17 protein-coding genes are annotated in these 22,231 nt (G+C 31.0%); 7 read left to right on the forward strand and 10 right to left on the reverse strand.

Annotation, left to right across the window (positions count from 1 at the left end; genetic code table 11):
* Positions 1-93: 93 nt before the first annotated feature.
* The gene (locus EI427_RS09220) at positions 94-2,574 is read left to right on the forward strand and encodes a type ISP restriction/modification enzyme (RefSeq protein WP_126613886.1); all 2,481 of its coding nucleotides are present in this window, start codon (positions 94-96) and stop codon (positions 2,572-2,574) included.
* Here EI427_RS09220 and EI427_RS09225 read toward each other — a convergent pair whose 3' ends face one another.
* Positions 2,575-2,937, reverse strand: a complete 363-nt coding sequence (locus EI427_RS09225) for an HIRAN domain-containing protein (protein ID WP_126613888.1) — start codon at positions 2,935-2,937, stop codon at positions 2,575-2,577.
* A 130-nt stretch (positions 2,938-3,067) separates the two neighbouring features.
* Between EI427_RS09225 and EI427_RS09230 the strand changes: the two genes are divergently transcribed.
* Together EI427_RS09230 and EI427_RS09235 are read left to right on the forward strand one after the other, a co-directional pair.
* Positions 3,068-3,709, forward strand: coding sequence for a DUF1684 domain-containing protein (locus EI427_RS09230; protein WP_126613890.1), 642 nt, complete (start codon positions 3,068-3,070; stop codon positions 3,707-3,709).
* A gap of 163 nt (positions 3,710-3,872) precedes the next feature.
* The gene (locus EI427_RS09235) at positions 3,873-4,724 is read left to right on the forward strand and encodes a DMT family transporter (RefSeq protein WP_170178433.1); all 852 of its coding nucleotides are present in this window, start codon (positions 3,873-3,875) and stop codon (positions 4,722-4,724) included.
* 1 nt (position 4,725) lies between these two features.
* On the opposite strand, the gene EI427_RS09240 is transcribed toward EI427_RS09235, so the two are convergent.
* The 4 genes from EI427_RS09240 to EI427_RS09255 form a co-directional block, all read right to left on the reverse strand.
* Positions 4,726-5,652 carry a hypothetical protein gene (locus tag EI427_RS09240; RefSeq protein WP_126613894.1) on the reverse strand — a complete coding sequence of 309 codons (927 nt, stop codon included), beginning with the start codon at positions 5,650-5,652 and terminating at the stop codon, positions 4,726-4,728.
* 124 nt (positions 5,653-5,776) lie between these two features.
* Positions 5,777-6,487: an SPOR domain-containing protein gene (locus tag EI427_RS09245; RefSeq protein WP_126613895.1), complete on the reverse strand. Its 711-nt coding sequence runs from the start codon at positions 6,485-6,487 to the stop codon at positions 5,777-5,779.
* A 300-nt stretch (positions 6,488-6,787) separates the two neighbouring features.
* On the reverse strand, positions 6,788-7,576 hold the full coding sequence (locus EI427_RS09250) for a PspA/IM30 family protein (RefSeq protein ID WP_126613897.1): 789 nt from the start codon (positions 7,574-7,576) through the stop codon (positions 6,788-6,790).
* A gap of 13 nt (positions 7,577-7,589) precedes the next feature.
* Entirely contained in the window at positions 7,590-7,982 is a 393-nt protein-coding gene (locus tag EI427_RS09255) for a CesT family type III secretion system chaperone (protein ID WP_126613899.1), read from the reverse strand.
* Between the two features lie 311 nt (positions 7,983-8,293).
* On the opposite strand from EI427_RS09255, the gene EI427_RS09260 reads away from it, so the two are divergent.
* On the forward strand, positions 8,294-10,102 hold the full coding sequence (locus tag EI427_RS09260; protein ID WP_126618373.1) for a glycosyltransferase: 1,809 nt from the start codon (positions 8,294-8,296) through the stop codon (positions 10,100-10,102).
* Between the two features lie 97 nt (positions 10,103-10,199).
* On the opposite strand, the gene EI427_RS09265 is transcribed toward EI427_RS09260, so the two are convergent.
* From EI427_RS09265 to EI427_RS09275, 3 genes are all read right to left on the reverse strand, one after another.
* Positions 10,200-10,763 (reverse strand): chalcone isomerase family protein, encoded by a 564-nt coding sequence (locus EI427_RS09265; protein WP_126613901.1) that lies wholly within the window; start codon positions 10,761-10,763, stop codon positions 10,200-10,202.
* Between the two features lie 164 nt (positions 10,764-10,927).
* Positions 10,928-13,987, reverse strand: a complete 3,060-nt coding sequence (locus EI427_RS09270; RefSeq protein WP_126613903.1) for an ATP-binding cassette domain-containing protein — start codon at positions 13,985-13,987, stop codon at positions 10,928-10,930.
* A gap of 152 nt (positions 13,988-14,139) precedes the next feature.
* Positions 14,140-15,045, reverse strand: a complete 906-nt coding sequence (locus tag EI427_RS09275) for a hypothetical protein (protein WP_126613905.1) — start codon at positions 15,043-15,045, stop codon at positions 14,140-14,142.
* Positions 15,046-15,179: 134 nt separating this feature from the next.
* Here EI427_RS09275 and EI427_RS09280 point away from each other — a divergent pair, with 134 nt between their 5' ends.
* A complete protein-coding gene (locus tag EI427_RS09280; RefSeq protein ID WP_126613907.1) occupies positions 15,180-15,749 on the forward strand; it encodes a hypothetical protein in 570 nt (189 codons plus the stop codon).
* Between the two features lie 45 nt (positions 15,750-15,794).
* Here the strand turns inward: EI427_RS09280 and EI427_RS09285 are convergent, their stop codons facing one another.
* Complete coding sequence (locus EI427_RS09285; protein WP_126613909.1) at positions 15,795-16,877, reverse strand: complex I subunit 1/NuoH family protein; 1,083 nt, start codon at positions 16,875-16,877, stop codon at positions 15,795-15,797.
* 225 nt (positions 16,878-17,102) lie between these two features.
* Here EI427_RS09285 and EI427_RS09290 point away from each other — a divergent pair, with 225 nt between their 5' ends.
* Positions 17,103-19,688, forward strand: a complete 2,586-nt coding sequence (locus EI427_RS09290) for a DUF5686 and carboxypeptidase-like regulatory domain-containing protein (protein ID WP_126613911.1) — start codon at positions 17,103-17,105, stop codon at positions 19,686-19,688.
* Positions 19,689-19,785: 97 nt separating this feature from the next.
* Positions 19,786-20,265 (forward strand): 2-C-methyl-D-erythritol 2,4-cyclodiphosphate synthase, encoded by a 480-nt coding sequence (gene ispF, locus EI427_RS09295; RefSeq protein ID WP_126613912.1) that lies wholly within the window; start codon positions 19,786-19,788, stop codon positions 20,263-20,265.
* A gap of 42 nt (positions 20,266-20,307) precedes the next feature.
* On the opposite strand, the gene EI427_RS09300 is transcribed toward ispF, so the two are convergent.
* Positions 20,308-22,134 (reverse strand): MutS-related protein, encoded by a 1,827-nt coding sequence (locus EI427_RS09300; RefSeq protein WP_126613914.1) that lies wholly within the window; start codon positions 22,132-22,134, stop codon positions 20,308-20,310.
* Positions 22,135-22,231: the final 97 nt, after the last annotated feature.

Genomic DNA, 22,231 nt, shown 5'->3' on the forward strand with positions numbered 1-22,231 from the left:
ATGAATTTCTTGTGTAATGTATAAAATCAAAATACACAGTAGAAAACAATTAGTAATCTCATAGTAGAATGTTTAAAAAAAGACATAAATAGTTTGATAGGAGAAGCTATTCAAAGCTTACAGCAGCAATTATTATTTGCAGGTAATTACAAAGCTGAAGCCCAAGAAAATGGAAAAGAGATGATCAAGGCTTTTAAAAAGTCTTTCTTTTCTACATTTAATATAGATGACTTATTAAGATTGATCAGTGAGCATGTTGTGAGTAAACAAATTCTTTTTTCTTTGAAAGATAAGAGTGCGTTACAGGCTGTATTCTCTGATCATATATATATACTTTTTGAAGAAATTATTGAGCAATTCTCTGAGAATGAAGTTCTCTCTGATACTCAAAATCAATTAAAAACAACAATTGATGTTTTACTTCAAAATGGACAAAATAAAGAAGAGCTTTTCACTCAATTAATGGGTAGAGAAGAAGGCGAACCTTTACCTAATTATTTCTTAGGAATGTTTAAATCTCTTATGAGAAAACATTTAAATAATTCTGGAAAAGACGCCCAATATTTATACCCTTCTTTTACCTTACCTCCTTTTTTAGATATTGAAGCTAAATCTAACACTTTAGTATGTTACGACTTGCTTGTTTATTATTGGAGTACTGTAAATGCGACAGAGAGTAACCGTTCTTTCGGAAACAGTTTAAGCTTTGTAGATATTTTACCTCAAGGGCAAAAACATTTAAATTTTGCTGAAGAAGACTCAAACTTAAATAAATTAACCAACCTAAACCGTGACCCTGTTCAGATTGTATTTGGTACAATTCAGCAAATGTCTTTAGGAAATAGAACAGCTCATAAAGAATGGACAAGTAGAGTTAAGAAAGTTTTCTCTTCAGATCAGAAAAGGAATCCTGTATCGTATTGGTTATTATGGGCTAAAGAACGTCTTGGTAATAATGGCATTTTAGTTATTAGAGGTGATCATTCTCTAGCAGCAGCTCCAGAATTTAAGCAATGGAGACAGCAAACTAAATCAATTTGTAGTAGAGTTTATATTCAAGCACATTTATACTCCAATCAAATTATATATTGTTTTATTTTTAGTAAAGATGATGAACATGAGGGCGTTTATTATGCTCCTAGCTATCTAGAAGACTTCTCTCCCATTAGCAACGATTCTGATGATTGGATTACATTATCTTCTGAAGAATATAGTAAGTTTCTTTGCTTATATAGTCAGAAAGAGAAAAGTATATTTAACCAATCTGTCGCTACAATTCAGCTTAAAAACAAGACTTGGTTTACAGATTTTAATAAACAACAATTAAAAGATAAGCTCAAAGTTTTTGAGAAAAGTCAAAAGAAAGGTAACACCCTCAAATTAGATGACCAACTATCTAAATTTGATGAAAAGAATATAATACGTGCTTACGTAAAACCATTTACAAAAAAATGGATTTATGCTTCAGAATTAGATGTTTCAACCTGGGAGAGTAGTCACCTCTTAGGTTTTAATAAAGAAAATCCTTCTTTGGTATTATCTGCTAATCAAGAATATGGTTTTGAAAGCATTCCTTGTACATCTCCAATATTATCAGATTTTTTTGAAAGAAAACAAAGGAATACCATATTACCACTTAAGGTTTACAAAGAAGACGGTTCTTCTTCAGAAAACATTAGTGATTGGGCACTTAATCGTTTTAAACAGTATTACTTACCTAGACTACCAGAAGTAGGAAAAACAAATACTGTTTCATCAATTTTAGAAACTCTTATTCCTAGTTTAGAACAAATTTCACGACATACTTCTAGGTTACCAGTTTTAGATAAATACACTAAAACACTTTTTAATTATACAGAAGAAGAAGAAACGCCACTTGAAAAAGTAGTTGCGACCTCCAATCAATTAACTACTAAAATGCTGCAGTTGTATAAAAATATGCCTCAGAAAAAGCAATTAGTGACTGATATTTCTTCTGCTGTAAATAGTATCTCAGAAAAAATTAATACAATAGAAAAAGTTAAAATTGAAAGAGAGTACAAAGAGGCACTTCTTACAAAAGAAAATATCTTCTATTACACTTTTGCAATTGTATCACATCCTCTTTATAAAATTGATTACGAAAAAGAACTTATTGCCCTACCACCTAGGATTCCATTATTAAATGATTTTTGGAAATGGGCAAAAATTGGGAAAGAGTGTTTTAAAGCATCTATTTATACAAATGAGTTAACTTCTGAAGTTCAAGTTGTAGAAGGAGATGATATTGACAAAGCAAATAATTATAAGATAAACAGTTCTCAATTTATTAAAACACCAGAAAATTACACAAAAAATACTTGGGGAAAAAGCAGTATTTTTGATCTGATTGTACATCAGTTTAAAGAACGAAAACCGCTAAATAAAGCATTACAGAAATACTTTAATGATAAGGTTTCTAAAATTAATTGTATTGAATTAGTAAAAAATATAGAACTGCAAGCACAGTCATATACTAAAATTAAAGAATCACTTCCAGAATCGTTATTTGATCACAATGGACCAATTGTTAGACTAAAACGCAGAAAGAAATAATTAATGTGTTTCTTTAAATCGCCAAATTTTAAAGAACACTTTATTTTTATCTGCAGCAACAGGGTCTACATGAATCAGTTCAGAATAAAGTTCTTCTCCTTTATCTAAACATTCTGCAATAGTTTTACTATTAGCTTTTGGAACATATCCGATCATCTTATCACCTGCAAAAACTGCAACAGCGTTGTCATCAAATTCATTATTTGAATAACGAACTAAGTTTAATTTATTTCGCATCACTTCCCATTCCAAGTCATTTTCAGAATAAAATTTATATCCTGCAACGAACCCTTCAAATAGCAAAGTCTTTTGTAGTAATGATAGTAAATCGTGGTCCTTTATGTTATAAACAGGCTTAACCATGATATTATTTGATAATAAAAACACATAATAATTATTTTACGCTATGCAATATACAATTATTTATTAAAATTATCCTATATCAGATAAACTGATTATTATTTTTTGTATTAATTTTGAAAAAACATTTAAAATGAAACCTTCAACTTTTTTAAAAGGAATTGTATTCCTATTTGTTGTAATCTTTCTAGGTTACTCTTATTTCAACTCTACCTCTGAAGAAGATACTCAAAAGTATATTACAGAAATCACCTCTGAAAGAGAAAAAAAAGATACTGAATTCAAAGACGAAAGTTCATCTCCTCTTACTGAAGATGAGAAATTGATATTCAAAGCGTTAAGTTATTTTCCAGTAAATGCTGATTTTAAAGTAAATGCATCTTTAGAATGGTACGGTTTACCAAAAACAGTAAAAATTAAAACAACAAAAGGGCTTCCAAGAAATTATAAAAAAGTAGCACTTGCTAAATTTCATTTAAACGGAAAAAGTCTTTCACTTACTTTATTGGCCGATGCTATGCGTAATCCGCTAACAAAAGATGTTGTTATGGTATTATTTACAGATAAAACTTCTGGAAAAGATACTTATGGGGCTGGAAGATATATTGAATTACACAATGTAAAAAAAGGACAACTTCAAACCACTATTGACTTCAATACTTCTTATAATCCATATTGTGCATACAATGAAAATTTTGATTGCCCGATACCACCAAGCGAAAATCATTTAGAAACTGAAGTAAAAGTGGGAGAGAAAATTTTTAAGAAACATTGAATTTCTATGCTTTTGAATAAAAAAGTAGTACTTTAAATTCTGTGGAAACAATTGTTACTAATAAAAAACTAACGTGGCATTAAATACTATATTAAAAAAAATAGGTTATTCTGAGGATAAACGATTGTATGGAGAATTACACTTTTGGGTGTTATGTTCCAGCATGATTCCTATTATAAATATTTACATCAATCTTACGTCTCTTGAAATTGTTTTTATTAGAACATTTCTTGCCCTGGCTGTTGTTTTTTGTGTATTAATTTACAAAAAAATTGATTTAAGAGTCAGGACTTCTCACATTCTACTTCTTGTATTTACAGGTGTTCTAACTTCAATTTACTGGGTTTTATTTGTTACAGCTGCCAAAACCTCTAATACCTCGGTAACTCTTGTAGGAATGGCAACTACCCCTATTTGGGTGAGTTTTATCTATCCTATTTTTTCTAAAGAGAAACCTACATTTAACGAAACAATGACAGGAATGTGTGCTTTATTTGGTGTGTACATGATTTTCAGTTCAAGCTTTGCCTATAGTAGCGGAATGTTTACAGCAATATTTGCCGCATTTTTTGCTGCTATTGTTACTATTCTAACATCTAGATTATCTAAAAAATACAATAACTTAGTTATTACTTTTTACCAAATGATTGGAGCTTTTGCCTCTACAGCAATTACACTACCTTATTATTTAAAACACATAAAAGTAGGTGCATTTACTTATCCTTCAATTACGGATTTTGCTTTAATTTTGGTATTAGCTATCGTCTTTTCAATTATTGCTTATTCTTCTATTGTAGCAATAATGAAGAAAATTAACCCTTTTAGTGTAGCTCTTGCAAATAATTTATCACCAATTTATGGAGGTATAATGGCCTATTTCTTTTTTGGGGAAAGTGAAATTATGGATATCTATTTTTACGGAGGAGCTTTTTTAATAGCATTTGCCATTTTAGCTGTACCGTTATCTAAAATTCTATTTAACTTAGATAATATCATCCCTGAAGAGGATGTATAGCTTATTTCATTTTACTTATGACATCATTCGTAGCTAGGCTTAACACAAGTAATACACCAACTGATAAAGTTCCGAATACTACTGCAATCCATCGGCTATAAGACATCCACATATCTTTCTTTAATTTAGCATCTCGATACATTTTATCGGCTAAACTAATTATGTCTTCTGTTCTTTTTTGTAATGTTAGGGTAAGGCCAATATCACCTCTAAAACCTATTCTAACATCTACCTCTACTACTCTTAATAAAGTAGAATTATACCTTCTTAAATTATTTAAGATTTGATGTTTATGTACATCAGGCATCGAAATAGCGTTTACTTCTTTTTGCATCTGATGATTGATCTTTCTAATCTTATAAAAATCAGAAGTATCTGCAGATAATAAATAACTCTTTTCTAATAGTTTCATTTTTTCCAAGGATACTACACTAACATAAGGCTCTCTTCCAAGCGCTTCTGTTCTTTTTTGTAAATCCCCAATCATTCCTGAATGTGGAGAACCTCGAAATTTTAATTTTGTGATAATTTGAGAGAAAACAGTTCTATGTTCATTTAGAAAAACCCTAAACTGTTGTAAATCTTGCTCATTATCTATTTTCCACGTAGCGTTAGTACTCATCATTTTATCAACATAAGCTGTTAGCTCTTTATCAATATTATGGTACTCCGCCATTATTGGTGTTGCAGTTCTAGATTTATGGAAATCTTCATAATGTGCCTCATAAGAAAGAAATTCTTGCGCAGCTAAGGTCATTTTCAATGTCATATGACGTATTTCCAAAATTTTATCTAATAATAAATCTTGGTTTTCTACTTGTCTATAAGAACTGAAATTACCCACAGCAATAACAAAACACACAACGAAGTATACGTAAAACCAACGTATAATTTTTTTCCAAGTATGTGCTACAGATTGCTTTTTCACTATGAGAGAATAGATGTTAACCTTTTAAAAATAACCTAACTTTTAATACTACAATAAATATTCCATATTGTGTATAAAAAAAAGGAGACTTTTGGTCTCCTTTCCTATTTATGTAGATTTAGTTTTAGTGTTGTACTAAAACTGCATTTTGCTCATCAGAATTACGTCCAATCTTTTTAAAGTTTTCTAAATAAACTTTAGCTTGATCTTGGTATTTTAACGAACCATAAACTACAGAATATACTTGGCTTCCACCTTCTTCTGTAACTTTCACATATGTTTTCCACATTTTATAATGCTCTTGGAACTTCTCAGCATAACCTTGTGCATCACATAATTCTCTAGAAGAGTATACTTGTACACCCCATCCATGAGAAATAATTTGACTACTTAAATTTACAAAATAAGTATGGTTAGCCTGTAATTGACCTTGACGGCTTGAACATTGACCTGTACTAGCAGGCATGTTTGAACCAGATGAAACCGAAGTTCCTGAAGAAGTAGTGTTAGCTGCAACTTCTGCAGAAGCTACTAATTCACTATTTTCAGATTCTAAAGCATCTACTTCAGTTTGTAATTTTTCATTCTGTTGTTGTAAAGAACTAATATCTGACTTTAAGCCATCAACTTCATACTTCAACTGATCATTCATCGCAGTTAACGAGTTAGATTTTTTTTCTAAATCCGTTTTACCTTTTCTAAGTTCAGTATTTTCAGTAGTTAATTGCTCGTTCATCTGCTTTAATTTCTTTTTACTTTGAGCAAAAGATGAAGTCGACAATAAAAGTGCAAGTACAAGGACAGCACAAGAAAAAATTTGATTTTTGATTTTCATTACCTTAGTGAAATAAGTTCCAATGATAAAAAATGAATTAATTACAACTTATAATTGTATTACAGTTCCAATGTATTTTGAGTATACAAAATTAACAAAAAGACGGTAGAACCGAGATTTAAATCTCTTTGCTTACATAAAACTACTAAATACACCTTAAAATTCAATTAAACAGAAGAATTATTGCAGAATAAAGGATAAAAAAAAATCACTTTATAGTCCAAAATTTAACTTTTCAAAGTTAGATCTGTACTGTAAAGTGATTTTTAATTTTGTACGATAAGTAAAACCTTTAATGTATTACTTATCTTTAAGTTGTTCTTTTAATTTATCTAAATCAGATTGTCCCTCATTAGTTGCCGAAGCTGAAGTAGAATCACTCTTACCTGCTCCTAATTTCATTTTTTCTTTAAGCTCTTCTAAAGCTAAAGAAGATGAGCCAGCACCTGGTCCAATTGCTTTATTAATTTCTTCGTCAATAGAAACATTTGAATCTGCAATTTCTCCATAAGATTCTGCTAAAGCTTCTTGTTCCTCCACTTTATTCTTCATTCTTTCCAACATAGAAACAGTACTTGTAGAATCTATACTAGCAAGTTGTTTATTGATTTTTGAAGAAGCTTCTGATACTTTTGCTCTTGCTTTTAATGTTTTCGCTTCATTTTCCCATTGTGAAATTTGCGATTTTAAACGTTGTACATTTTGCTCCATTTTAGCAACTTGTCCATCATTTTGATTCACCATTTTCTCATGAGTAGCCGCCGCTTGAACAGCCTGTTCTTTTTTAGAAAGTGCTTCTGTGGCTAATCTATCTGCATCTGCAGCATCAATTTGTCCTGAGCTCGCTTTTTGTAAAAGTAAAACTGCTTTTCTTTCCCAATCACCAGCTGCCTGACGGTGCTGTTCGTATTCTTTTCTAGTTCTTATAGATATTGCTTTTACTTGAGCTAACCCCTGTAAACTTTCATCTAAATCCTTTTTTAAATCACGAATCCCTTGATCCGTCATTTTAATTGGGTCTTCTAAACTATCTAAAGCTGCATTTGTTTCTGCAGACATCCATCCAAATATCCTTTTAAAAAATGACATATAAATATATATTTTAGTTGTGTGCGTAATTGAGTAATAAATCGTAATTTTCGCCAATAACAAGTTTAAAGGCATTTAATGTACCCTCAATTTCATTTTCGTCTAAATTTTCAAGCTCTAAAGTATCTCTAAATAATACTCTATTGCCTACTGCATCAATTACAAATGCACCATGCACACACTCTCTGTTTTTCTCTAATAAAGTACGGTAGAATTCTGAGTTATTATCAGTTAAATCTAAAAGGTGCATCTCAATTATTAAAATTGGATCTTCACAATCTACAATTACATTTAAAAGTCCTTCTTCTTCATCAGAAATAATAAATAATTCTTCAGTTTGGTCTTCGCTTTTAATATCGTAACCTAGGTTGATCAAATAGCCTTTTACCTTTTCAAAATTGTTCATGATTAAGTCTATTTCGTATGTTAATTACTAAATTTCTTCTATTCAAAATAAAAGAATTATAATGAATTTTACGAATATAAAATAAAATAGATGTCATTACTACCTTTCAATATTAAATCTTATTTACAAGCAACTTAAAACCAATAGTTTAATTATTAATAAATACTAATTAAAAAAAATCTTTCTCCAATCAGCAACTGTTTTTCTTTCTGAGAAAAGAATTATCAATTATGAATTGTATATTTGTCGCAATCGGTTGAATACTACAACAAAACAAAATTTAAACTACCAAAACTATAATGCCAGAAAACATGCATTTAAAAGAACGTCCTCTTCTTATTGAAGGAGCTTGGGAGGTGTGTAACCAAGTAGGTGGAATTTACACCGTTATAAAATCTAAGATATTAAATGTTTTATCTACTGTTGGAGATGAAAATTATTGTTTAATAGGGCCTTATGTTAGTGATAACGTATCCGCAATCTTTGAACCAATTGATGACCAAGGTGATGATCTTGTATCAAAGACTGTTAGATCTTTAAGAGCTAAAGGATATGAGGTATTTTATGGTAGATGGTTAGTTTCTGGTCGTCCAAGAGTTATACTTTTCAACCCTCTAAACGAAGCATGGAAGTTAGGAGATATCAAAAAATCATATTGGGAAAGTCATAATATTCCTTCTTTCGATGGAGACGCACTGTATGATCAAACATTAATGCTTTCTAGTCAGATTACAGACTTCTTCCAAGAGCTTGATAATACTAACCAAGGTAAGCAAAAGGTGATTGCTCATATGCATGAGTGGATGGTCGGTTTACCAATTCCTGAAATCAGAAGAAGAAAGCTAAATATTAAAGCTGTATTTACTACTCACGCTACTCTTCTTGGTCGTTATTTAGCAATGAATGATCCTGAATTTTATAACCACTTAGAGAAAGGTGTTTATAATTGGGAAAAAGAAGCTACACATTTTAATATTTTACCTCAAGTTGCTATAGAAAGGGCAGCTGCACATGGAGCACATACATTTTCTACTGTAAGTAGACTAACTGCTGTAGAATGTAAATATTTATTAGGTAGAGATACTGATGCTATTGTTCCAAACGGTATTAATATTAATCGTTTTGAGGCACTACACGAATCTCAAAACTTACATCAAACATATAAACAAAAAATCCATGAGTTTGTAATGGGACATTTCTTCCAATCTTACTCATTTGATTTAAATAATACTTTGTACTTCTTCACCTCTGGTAGATATGAGTACAAAAACAAAGGTTTTGATTTAACTTTAGAAGCATTAGCTCGTTTAAATCATAAACTTAAAGTAAATAACATCAACAAAACTGTTGTCACGTTCTTTATCACTAAAAAAGATTACGATTCGATTAATCCAATTGAGTTAGAATCTAGAGCAGTGTTAGGTGAAATCAGAAAAATTTGTGATGCAATGGAAAAAAGTGTTGGAGAACGCTTATTCTATGTAGCATCTAAAGGTGATGTTTACGAAACACCAAGTATAGAAGATTTAATTCCAGAAAGTTTACGTTTACAATTAAGACGTACTGTACAATCATGGAAAAGTTCTAGACTTCCGTTCATAACAACACACAATTTAAAAGATGATAGCAAAGATGATATCTTGAACTTTGCTCGTCAATCTGGTCTTTTAAATTACGAAAGTGACCGCGTAAAACTTGTTTATCATCCCGATTTTGTTTCTTCTATGAATCCATTATTCGGAATTGATTATGATGAGTTTGTTAGAGGTTGTCATTTAGGGGTCTTCCCTTCTTATTATGAGCCGTGGGGTTATACTCCTATGGAATGTGTTGCAAGAGGAATACCTGCAGTTACTTCTGATTTAGCTGGTTTTGGTGACTTTGTGATCAACGATCTAAAGCGTACTAAAGTAGAAGGTATCGAAGTAATTCATAGAAAAAATAGTGATTACTCTCATTCTGCAGAGGAACTTGCTAATTATATGTATGATTTTGTTACTACAGACCGTAGAGATCGAATATCTCAAAGAAATACTGTAGAGCAATCTTCTATTCATTTCGACTGGAACGAACTTTATAAGTACTATGTAGAAGCCTACAATATGACTTTAGAAAGATAAAACAAAAAACCCTCTTCCAAATTAATTTTTGAAAGAGGGTTTTGATAAAAAAAGCCACATTTCTTAATTTAGAATGTGGCTTTTTTCATTTCAAATATTATTGACCTAACATTAAATTCTTAAGCTTTTTATCCGCAGGTTTGTTTCCTAACCAGATACCAAACAATGCTCTTTGAAACTCTTCTCCTTCAACAGTTGTAAGAAGTTTATCATTCTTATATGCTTTTGTTGAAGTTCCGTCAGATACAAATTTGAATATATCTTCTGTTTCTATTTCTTCAGAAAATACAGAAATAAATGCATCAATTTCTTTTTGTAAAGGTGCTGTATTACCATTCAATGAGTTTTTAAACCCAGCTCTTACAGTTTCTTCCATTTTCTCTGCTGTAATTAAACTAGAAATGATATCTAATTGAATCATTTTTAATTCTTTACTATATAGTATTTTATTAGCATCAGATACTTTTGCTGGTAAGTATAAGCTACCAACATATAAAGATAAAAAGTATTTTGAACGTACCCCCGCTCCATTTAGAATTAAAGAAGTTCCGTCTACATCAATTTTATTTTGCAACGTAACATCCGAAATTTCTGTTGTTTGTGCGAAAGTAGAAACGAACGCAGTAAAAACGATAAGTACAGTAAGTAATGATTGTTTCATCTTATTTATTCAAATAATTAACAGTTAAAAATCTCCGTAATAACAACTTTTTTTACGGATAAGACAAGAGAGCAAAAATAATATAACGAATATTTATTTATGAATACTCATTCACAAAAAGCAAGCCACCAAAATAGTTTGAACTAATTTGGTAGCTTTTTGATTTATAATCTGATATTATCTTTATCTGCAAATCTTAGTTCAACCCAACGAACTAACCTTGCTAATAACCTAAAATACAACGCTATAGCCATAATAATGTACATTCCCCACATTACAGCAATATTAAACCAGAAGGTTTTGAAAAATTGCCCCATAAAGTATTTTTTAGGAGCATAAAAATGAGTTCTAAATTCAAAAGGATTTGCTTTAGCCTCAGGAAGATTATAGATAGGATATATTTTCTGTACTAATTTAGAACCATATTCTACTATTCGTTTTGTAGTTACAATATTAGTTACAAACTCAGATATTTTATCGTTGGTATAAATATCTTTCAATTGTAAATAACGTTTCTTACCAAACTCTGATAATTGTTTTTGTACTCTTTCCTCCTTCTTTTTCTTCCAATAAATATATACTTGATTATAATGCCTTCTTGTTTCTTCTAAATACTTCTGAACCTTGTTTGCTTCAACAATATCAAAGGTGGCAATATCAAAATTAGTTTGAATAGTAGGCTTTTCATCAAACTTACTTGACACCTCCATTTTTTGAAACTCATGTGATAGTAAATCTAAGTTATCATGATAACTATACTCTGAAATTTTACCGTCATGGTTTTCATTCAAATAAAGTTTACAATCTTCTATTTTACCTATCAAAGTAGGATAATAATATGTTCTTAAATAATCTGCTGAATATATTTCAGTATCTACATCAAAGAATTCTTTCTCAAAAATATTATCTGAAAATTGTTCCACCATTAATCCTTCAAAAGCCCATCTAGAAGCCATTAATTCGCCTACTAAAGGAACTTTACCTTGTTGATTTTTGAATATAGGATTGATATTAGAATATTGAACTACTACTCCACCTAAAAGTAATTGAGGGATAAGTAAAATTGGAATCAATATATAAACAGTTACTACAGATTTAAAGGCACTCGACACATTTAAACCTATCATATTTGCAACACAGGCTGTTGTAAATAACATGGCAAAATACTCAACATATAATCCTTTAATACCCATTATTGTGTTCCCTATAACAACAAATACAATAATTTGAATAGCTGACATTCCAGATAGAATAGCCATTTTAGAGAATAGATAAGATGTATTACTCAGTGAGAGATACTTTTCTCTTTTCCGGATTGTCCTATCTTTTATAAGTTCTTCTGCACTAATCATCAACCCTAAAAAGAGTGCAACAATTACAGCCATAAAAACATAGGAAGGCATATTCATGTTTTCTCTAAAAACATAATCTACTCTATTTCCTAATTCATCTAAATGATAGAAATAAACAATTAAAGAAAGCATTAAAGCTAATAATGGTGCTTGTAATAAGTTTACTGCAACATATTGCTTATTGTTGAACTTCGTATTTAGATCACGAAGAATAAAAATTCTTAATTGCTTAAGCATTGAAGGTATTTCCAATGCATTTTTAGGTTTCTCTTTAACAGTCTCGATTTCAGGAACCTCAACATGTTCTTTATATTTAGCCCACCAATACGTAGGTTTCCACTTTCTCTTTCTAGTTCTGCGGCCGTACTCATCAAGAATTTTTGATTCAATAATTTCAAAAACTTGCTCAGAATCTACATTTCCACAACGAATACACTCACTTTCTACATCTGCATAATTTGCTTCTCCTTTAAAGTAAGAAACTGCATTAATTGGGTTACCATAATATACAGGGTATCCGCCAGTATCTAATACCAACAATTTATCAAACATTTTATAGATGTCTGATGACGGTTGGTGAATAACTACAAAAATTAATTTACCACTATAAGTTAATTGTCTTAAAAGATCAATAACATTTTCAGAATCTTGAGATGATAATCCAGAAGTAGGTTCATCAACAAAAAGGATACTTGGTTCTCTTAAGAGTTCGAGGCCAATATTTAATCGTTTTCTTTGTCCACCACTAATTGTTTTCTCTAATGGGTTACCAACTTTAAGGTCTTTTACTGCATATAAACCAAGATTTTCGATGGTTCTCATGATAGTTTTCTCAATTTCTTCATCAGAGAAATGAGCAAAACTTAATTTTGCAGCATAATATAAATTCTCATAAACAGAAAGCTCTTCAATTAAAAGATCATCTTGAGGTACATACCCAATCATACCTTTCACTTCATCTTTCTCTTTATATATATCTATTCCGTTAATTAATACCGTACCGTCTTTTGGTTTACTTGAACCGTTTAATACATTAAGTAAAGTTGATTTCCCTGAGCCACTAGCCCCCATTAAGGCAACCATATTTCCACTTTCTTCAACTATATCAATTCCGTGTAAACCTTGTTTTTTACCAAAAAAGTAATTGATATTATTTGCTTCAAAAGAAATAGGATCAGAGTCAATTTTATTGATAAATAAAGCTGCCATCTCTGAATGGTAAAGATTAGCACCACTTTGGGTATTTATTCTAATTACCCCTCCCACATCAATAGGATACGCTCTATTTAAGTTCAATGGTTCTCCATTGAGCTGATAAAGGTGTGTACTAGAGGTTACTTTAACAAAATACATCCTAGCAAGGGGCATATATAAAACTGCTAGAGGAATTGTAACCTCTGCTCTATATAAATGTCTCTTGTTATCATAGCCTTCTTTATTGTTTGAGATTGTCAAACAATGTCCTACCTCACTTAGTTTCTCAATATCATTGGTTGTTAAAAACCGTTGCATCTTATCTAAACGCTCAAAGTCTAAATTAAATGCTTCACAAATTGTCTTTAGTATCTTCTGTTCTTCGTCAGAGAATACATCATTAGAAAATGCCAATTCTAAAAGATCTATCACCATAACAACACGTTGTCTTAGGGTTAAATCTTTTGCTGCACTTTCTGCAATTTGTTTAATCTGATTTTCATCTACATCAAGTCTTGCTTGACGCTCAAAAATCTCAACATATATATTGGTGTTACTCTCATGAAGGGTGTGTTTAAGGTATTCTTCTAGAATCTTAAGTGCCTCATCAATAGATCCGTCAGCACACGCCATTATTGCAAATAACTTGGTTAGCGACCTTAATACTTTTTCGCTCATAAATCAGGTAATTTGTATAGTTTGAGTTAAAAACTCAAGACCATAACAAGATTATTTTTAGTTAATGATATAGATACTAATTATAAATTAACAAAAAAGTCCTGTGATAACAAACCACAGGACTTCTTATATCTGATTATAAGTAATTTTGATTAATTACTAACAGTCATTTTTCTGATTTTCTCAACTTTTACAGTGATATCTCTTAGATCTTCAGCTTTAAGTTGGTACGTACCTTTATTATCCTTTAATTTCTCTTCGAAATGTAAGTTCTTAAAAGCCTTTTGTAAATCAACAAATTCATTGTAATAAACTAAAGCAGCTTCGTTACCATCTTTAAGAGGTGCTAAGATTGTTACAATAGCATCTACAGAAGAAGATTGCTTAGCAATAGAACTCATTAAATCTACTAAAAGAGCATTTCTTGCTTCTTCTGGTAAATCTTTTGGAGCATTGTTTACTAACCCTAAAGAGATATGTAAACCTTCTAAAGTTGTACCTGTAATGATTAATGCCGCTACATCGTACTGAGAATTTGTATTTAAGAATGCTTTAACTTGGCTTTCTGACTCAGAAATAACCTTAAGCATAGCTTCTTTGTCTGATAATGCAGCTTCTAACTTTTCGTTAAGGTCTTTACCCATTGCTTGAGTAACACCAATCTTATCAGAAAGTTGTTTTGCTGTATTAAAGTAATCAATTGCTTCTTGTGCTTTATCAAAAGCAGATAAGTAAGCAATATCTGATACATATACACCGAAGTTTAAAGCCGATGATACATCAGAAATTGTATATGATTGAGCTTTATCCTTACTGTTAAGTAAAGTAGCATCAAAGTCAGCACCACTTCTTTCCAATAAAACTGGAATATCAGTTGGCTCTGGAGCATTATTCAAAATAATGTTGAAATCAGCATTTGTCGCTTTTTGAGCAGCGATTTCTTTTTTTGCTTCATCCTTAGATGAATCATTAGATCCACCACATGCGATAAGGGTTGTAGCTAAGCCACATGCTAATGCCACTTTCCCTAATTGTCTGATTTGTGAGCTTAACGCCATAATTTATAATTTGATCAGGTTTTGTCAAAATAATTTCAAGCCCAAAAATAATTGTAAATATTTGTAATAAAAATAATAACACAAATTCATATTAAAAAAAAACAACTTTATTAAAATCAGCTTATATTTGAGACATGGAAAATGAACTAGGATTTTTATCACAAATGTTTGATACTCTGTATTTATTCCCTGAAGAATTAGAGGAGATTGAAATACCTGAGGAAGAATTAGTTGATGAAAATAAAGAAGAAAAAAAAATAGAAAAAACTTTAGAAGCACCCATAGTTTTACCTAAAAAAGTAATTAAAAAGCAATTACCTACAGATTACTACGGGGAAAACAAAAGAAATATTGTAATTTTTATAGAGCATAGCGGTATAGATATCTTTAGAAGTAAAGAGTTTCAATTACTTTTAAAAATACTCGGTGCTCTACAATTAACACTGCAAGAAGTTGCTGTAATAAATGTATTGGAACAAAAAGACAACCTCCCTAAATTAATAGAAAAGTTGTCTCCTAAATATTATCTATATTTTATTAATAGAAACGAAAGCCCTATTAGTGGGGATGAAGTTCCTAAATATGTTCCAACAGAAATTGATAGCTTACCAGCAGTTGCTGCAGATAGTTTATCAAAATTATTACTTGATGTTGAAAAGAAAAGAAATTTATGGATGGCTTTAAAATCTTTATTTGATTTATAAAATGCAAACCATATCAATCATGAAACGATTACTATGGTTTTCTTCTTAAATCATCCATAAACGCCAAACACCTGTTATAAAGACTAATAGTAGTCCTGCAGGTGTTAGGTATTTCCAACACAACGACATTAACTGATCAACTCTCAATCTTGGTAATGTCCACCTTACCCACATTTGAATAAATATAAGTACAAAGGCTTTACTCATTAGCCAGACAAAACCCCAAATATACCCTGATATCTCACCTAAAGTTCCCGTTGTCCAATCTGCTAGTGCAAAACTTCCAATATTTACAAAAGGAGTATTCCAAGATCCTAAGAATAATACAGCCGCAAAAACAGAACCTAGCAACATTACCCCGTATTCTGAAAGCATCATGAAAGCAAAACGCATTCCCGAGTATTCAATATGATATCCAGCAATTAATTCAGATTCAGCTTCAGGAATATCAAAAGGTGCTCTATTTGCTTCTGCAAGAGATGATATGAAAAATATAACAAAGGCAATAATAAGGAACGGGTTTCGTAAAATATTCCATGATAAAATTCCTCCTACATTAGTTATATCAATACCTAATGCTTTTAGACCAAACAAGTAATTAGTGTCTTGACTTAGTATACCTTGTTGAAATGAGATCACTTCTGTATTTAAACTCTGACAGGTCATGACTACACATAAAACAGACAATCCCATTGGTACTTCATAAGACACCATTTGAGCCGCAGACCTCATTGCTCCATATAGAGAGTATTTATTATTAGAACTCCACCCTGCCGCTAAAATCCCTAACACCTCTAACGACAAAATAGCCAATACATAAAAAACACCTACATTAGAATGCGAACCATACAATCCATTTGTAAAAGGGAGTACTGCAAAGGCTGCAAAAACAGGCATGAAAATTATAATTGGAGCTACTTTAAATATCGGCTTATCAACTGCTTTCGGAATAATATCTTCTTTCATCATCAACTTTAGAATATCAGCTAATGTTTGTAATAATCCCTTAGGGCCAACATCAACAGGGCCCAATCTATCTTGAATCCACGCAGATACTTTCCTTTCGGCATACACGCCAAATAATGCAAAAACTAACAAGAAAGGAAGATAAAATATAAGTGCTAGCATAGTTTGTTTTCAAATCCACTATTGAAATTAAAATTGCAATTTAGTTAATCGAATAGATTATTTAGTAAATAAACTTCAATATTATACGTTTTTTTTATAAATTTTCCATTACATCAAAACCCTTAACAGTTATATGTTTGTTGTAATAGACTTATTTTAATACTTTGCAGATTACAATCTAAACATCGGCTGAGTTATTACTATATACAGCTGTTTTTAATATTTATGATGATTTTTTTTAAAAACAGTAATAGAAAGTTATTTTATTTGATGAGAACTTTAAGTGTGATACTTTTTCTTGTTATTCATTTTAACCTCTTTGCACAAAATTCTTATACCATAAAGGGACATGTTATTGATGCTAAAACATCTGACCCAATCCCTTATGCAAGTGTCTATATTGAAGGCACAACAACAGGTACTTTATCTGATATCAATGGAGTATTCAATATTCCGTTTGATGGTGACATTACTAAATGCACAATCATTGCATCTTTCATGGGTTATACCAAAAAGCAGGTAAAACTTAATAAAAGTAATGTCTCAAGGGATATTACAATAAAACTGAAAGAATCATCTAAACAATTAGATGAAGTTGTTATTAAGTCAAAAAAGTGGGAAAATCCGGCTTGGCCAATCCTAAGAAGTGTTCAAGATAATAAGAACATTAATGACAAAACTAAGTTAAAAGCTTATCAATATGAAAGCTATACTAAAACTGACATTTGGGTTGGAAATGTAAATGAGAATTTCAAGCAAAAGAAAGTTGTTAAAGATATTCTTAATTCATTTGATAATTTTGAACAGATTACTGATGAAACTGGTCAGCCTATCATTCCTATTTTCTCTGCAGAAACGCATTCTAATCTTTATTTTATCAAAAACCCAAATGCTGAAACTGAAGAAATTCTTAAATCCAGAATACGTAGCTTGGGTCCTGACGATGACGAAATGGTCTCTCAGATAGTTGGTTCTTCTTTTGTTGATTTCAACTTATATAGAAATTCATTTTTATTCTTAAACAAAAGCTTCATATCTCCTATTACTTCAGAATGGAGAAATTTCTATGACTATACTCTACAACCCAAAAAAGTAGATATAAATGGAATACAATGTCATCAAATAGATTTTGAACCTCGTAGAGTAGAAGATTTAGCATTTAACGGTACAATATATATTGCTGATAGTGTAAATAATTTTGCATTAGTAAAAATAGACGCAACACTAGGTAAAGGTGCTAACATAAATTTTGTTGATAGTGTACATATTGATCAAGAGTATATTCCAATTTTACAAAATGAGACTTACGCTTGGTTACCTAAAAAACAAGACTTTATACTTTCAGTAGGTAAAATTGCTGATAAATGGGCTAAAGTGAAGATCAATATTAAAGTTTCAAACAAAGGTTTTATTATTGATAAACCTAAGCCTAGGAAATTTTACGAGCAACCAGTTGTTGTAGACACTGATGCATATGTAAATAGTAATGCTGAATATTGGAACAAACACAGGCCTGAAAAACTTACCCTCAAAGAAGAACAGGTCTTTTCTATGATTGACTCAGCAGAAGATACTCCAAGAGTTAAGCTAATTGCTGGTGTTGGTGACATGATAATAAGTGGACATAAAAAATTCGGCAAAATAGAACTTGGCCCTATACCCTTCTTATATGCTAACAATAGTGTGGAATCAAGTAGGTTTCAATTGGGTTTCAGAACTAATAATGAATTCAGTAATAAAATAGCTTTATCTGGTTTTGCTGCTTATGGCACAAAAGATAAAGAATGGAAATACGGTGGTACATTTAGATATATCACAAATAGAGAAAAGTGGAGTATTATTGGTGTATCTTATTATAATGATTTAAGAAGAGTAAGTGTAAACCAAGCCAATTTTAATTCTAGACCTCTATTTATTGCGGCACTTAGGTGGGGCGACATGAGGTACCCATATATGGAAAAAAATGCTTCATTATGGTACGAGACTGATTTAACTAGAGGTTTAAATATAATCGGAAAATTTAGTAAAAGAATTCTAGACCCATTATTTCCCTATAAACAAGAAGGTGACTTTGAAAATGGCACACCTACTTATGACCGCTTAAATGGCTCTGAATTATACTTTAAACTAACTTATGGCCTTGGTCATAAATATGTTGCCACTCGTGGTCATAAAAGGAAATTAATTGCTCAAGATAATACACCTAGATTCACTATTGATTACACACTCGGACTTCCCGATTTCTTAGGTAGTAATTATGGTTACCAACAGATTAGAATTGGAATAGATCAGAAATTAGCAATCGGTAAATACGGTACATCTTCTTACGTTTTATCTGGGGGTATAATCCCAACAAAAGCACCATTCCCAATGCTTGCTATGCCGTTTGGTAATAACGTTCCTGTTCTATATAATAGATTTGCGTTCAACTTAATGAACTTAGGTGAATTTGTTGGTGATAAATGGGCTTCACTTCAACTTATGCATAGGTTTGAAGGAAATATCCTAAATAGAATTCCTCTAATAAAAAAGCTTGGATGGAGAACAGTTGGTATATGTAATATTATGTACGGCGAACTAAGTTCTCAGAATTCCAATCAAGCAGTACACCCACAACTCTTACCAGGTGAAGTATATGACCCTAGTAGAGATGCTAAACCTTTACAATCTGATTTACCTTACGTAGAAGTAGGGACAGGTATAGAAAATATTTTTAAAGTAGTAAGAGTATATACAATTTGGAGAACGACATATCAAACTGTAGATTCTCGTAATTTTGGTGTTTACGTAGCATTTGGTCTATCATTTTAAAAAGCATATCAATTTATTACCTCCAATTTACGTCAGATAGAATTGTTCTTTTTAAATCGGTTACTTTAATTAATATATTTACGCAAAATTTATAAATATGAAAATTAGAGTAGGACAAGGATATGATGTTCATAGACAAGGTAAAGGTGAAGAACTTTGGCTTGGTGGAATTAAATTTGAACATACACATGGCTTAATAGGTCATTCAGATGCAGACGTTTTAATACACGCAATCTGTGATGCAATTTTAGGAGCAGCTAATATGAGAGATATTGGCTTTCATTTTGCGGACACAGACCCTCAGTATAAAGGCATTGACAGCAAAATATTACTAAAAGATGTAATGGAACTTGTTAGAAAAGAAGGTTGGGAATTAGGTAATATTGATTGTACAATTGTTGCTGAAAAACCGAAAATTAACCCTCATATACCCGCTATGAAAAATTGTTTAGCAGATGTAATGAGTGTTGATGAAGATGATATATCTATAAAGGCTACAACCTCAGAAAGAATGGGTTTTGTAGGTAGAGAAGAAGGAATGGCTGTTCATGCAGTTGCTCTAATTCAGAAAGCATAAAAAAATGGAGGTAGATCAAGAATTTGATTTACCTCCATTTTTTTAGTTCGTTTTTAAACCTAACTCATTAAGTAATAATGATGCATTAAACTTTTGACAAACTCCATCTTTCAATTTATAATCAAAATCAAATTCATTATGGGAGTAGTCGAAATCAAAATGGTAGTTTGATGTAAAATTTTGATGCCCGTTATTTTCAAAATCAGATAATTGCAAATCGTGAGTAGCTACAATAATATTAGCACCACTCGCATCTTTAAGCTTCTCTAGTAATGCAAAAGATCCTTTTAATTTATCTACTGAATTCGTTCCTCTTAGCATCTCATCAACTAAGAATAAACAATCTTCGTTCTTATCAATTGATTCTATTATTAATTTAATGCGTTCCAATTCTGCTTTAAAAGTAGATTCACTTAACCTTAAAGAATCTGCTATTCGCATTGATGTTATCAACTTCACTCTTTTCCCTACCTCAAATTTTGTAGCACAAACTACACTACCTGCATAAGCCAAAAGAAGGTTAACCCCTATCACTCTTAAAAATGTACTTTTACCCGACATATTAGAACCAGTAACAATGCTAATTCTATTAGAACTATCTAATGTGTACGTATTTCTTACTCCACCATCTTCATGACCATTTGCTCCGCTAAAAATCAATGGATGTCCAATTTCTTCTCCTTTAATTATAAAAGATGAATCAGTAGATAACAAAGGCATATCCCAAGATGGGTTATTTCTACAGGTAACTGCAAGGCTATTATAAGCTTCTAGATTACCGATAATATCAAATAATCTATCAAATAGATCTGGGTATTTTACAAACCACTTTCTGATCTTGTAGATTACTAAAATATCAAATGGAATAATAGTATATAAAATTACTAATCCCATCATATTCTTTCGTATATCTAATTGCTGAATACTGTTCGATAATTTCAGCAAAGGTGTATAAAAATCACCTCCACTAATATCACTCACTTTCTCTTTAATCAGCTCACTTTCAAAAGTTTCATCACTTATTAATTTGATTGCATTTGCTAATCTATCTAAAGAATGAGAGGTACTATCCAAGTTTCTCATAAACGAGCCTACTTGTCCTCCTACATTATTCATAATAGAAAAGTTTATAATAATAGTCACCAAAGCCAAAGGAGATGCCCAACTTGATCCTAAAACAAACCCAATTAATACAGCGATCCATATAAAAGGAACAGCTACTAAATAAGCACTTAACCTTTTCTCACTATTAAAACTAAAATTCTTTAAAAAAGAGCTATTTATTTTAAATTGATGCGTATTCTGATTTTTAGTATCATCGTATAAATACAATTTTAAATCTTCAGAAAAACCCTGCTTATCAGCTAGTTCCTTTACGGCTTCCTGCCTTTTTTTAATTTCTTCTTTTGGAGTAGAAAATGTTTCTTCAGAAAAGAAGGAAGATAATTTACTTTTACCCCAATATGTTGATGTTCGATTTATAAAATGAAATAGAGAATGCTTACCAAATACATCTAAATCGTGTCCAAAAAGAAGTGCACTTTCTTGATATTCAACACCGTCATCATAAAAGTTTTCTCCCCCCTCAGCAACATCTAATTCATTTTTGGCTATCTTCCTTTTAATTTTTGTATAGTTAAGCCCTACCTGCTGTTTACCGTGAACACGTACTATTAATATAAATAGCAGAAGTGTTACTAAAAGAACACCTATAACAGCCTCAATTGTAAATTGACTCGCCAAATAGGTCAATACAGCACCCATAAGTATTACGAGTAATCGAAGCCATGAGAATTTCTGTGATTTCTTCTCTTCTACTTCTATTACTTGATCTAAATCGTTAAGTCTTTTTGTGTAATAAACAGACATTTTATTTCTATTGGAGTATACTAGTTTTTAATTACTTTGTAAAAGTAAAAAAAAGCACAATGAATTTACATCATTGTGCTTTTTTTTAGATCTATTT

The organism is Flammeovirga pectinis, assembly GCF_003970675.1.
GTDB classification, from domain to species: Bacteria; Bacteroidota; Bacteroidia; order Cytophagales; family Flammeovirgaceae; genus Flammeovirga; species Flammeovirga pectinis.

Bases quoted from the DNA above. Each gene is read 5' to 3' on its own strand.
- EI427_RS09285 (WP_126613909.1), bottom strand. From the start codon at position 16,877: ATGCTAGCACTTATATTTTATCTTCCTTTCTTGTTAGTTTTTGCATTA.
- EI427_RS09280 (WP_126613907.1), top strand. From the start codon at position 15,180: ATGGAAAATGAACTAGGATTTTTATCACAAATGTTTGATACTCTGTAT.
- EI427_RS09250 (WP_126613897.1), bottom strand. From the start codon at position 7,576: ATGTCATTTTTTAAAAGGATATTTGGATGGATGTCTGCAGAAACAAAT.
- EI427_RS09230 (WP_126613890.1), top strand. From the start codon at position 3,068: ATGAAACCTTCAACTTTTTTAAAAGGAATTGTATTCCTATTTGTTGTA.
- EI427_RS09300 (WP_126613914.1), bottom strand. From the start codon at position 22,134: ATGTCTGTTTATTACACAAAAAGACTTAACGATTTAGATCAAGTAATA.
- EI427_RS09270 (WP_126613903.1), bottom strand. From the start codon at position 13,987: ATGAGCGAAAAAGTATTAAGGTCGCTAACCAAGTTATTTGCAATAATG.
- EI427_RS09275 (WP_126613905.1), bottom strand. From the start codon at position 15,045: ATGGCGTTAAGCTCACAAATCAGACAATTAGGGAAAGTGGCATTAGCA.
- EI427_RS09235 (WP_170178433.1), top strand. From the start codon at position 3,873: ATGATTCCTATTATAAATATTTACATCAATCTTACGTCTCTTGAAATT.
- EI427_RS09265 (WP_126613901.1), bottom strand. From the start codon at position 10,763: ATGAAACAATCATTACTTACTGTACTTATCGTTTTTACTGCGTTCGTT.
- ispF (WP_126613912.1), top strand. From the start codon at position 19,786: ATGAAAATTAGAGTAGGACAAGGATATGATGTTCATAGACAAGGTAAA.
- EI427_RS09245 (WP_126613895.1), bottom strand. From the start codon at position 6,487: ATGAAAATCAAAAATCAAATTTTTTCTTGTGCTGTCCTTGTACTTGCA.
- EI427_RS09260 (WP_126618373.1), top strand. From the start codon at position 8,294: ATGCATTTAAAAGAACGTCCTCTTCTTATTGAAGGAGCTTGGGAGGTG.
- EI427_RS09225 (WP_126613888.1), bottom strand. From the start codon at position 2,937: ATGGTTAAGCCTGTTTATAACATAAAGGACCACGATTTACTATCATTA.
- EI427_RS09290 (WP_126613911.1), top strand. From the start codon at position 17,103: ATGATGATTTTTTTTAAAAACAGTAATAGAAAGTTATTTTATTTGATG.
- EI427_RS09255 (WP_126613899.1), bottom strand. From the start codon at position 7,982: ATGAACAATTTTGAAAAGGTAAAAGGCTATTTGATCAACCTAGGTTAC.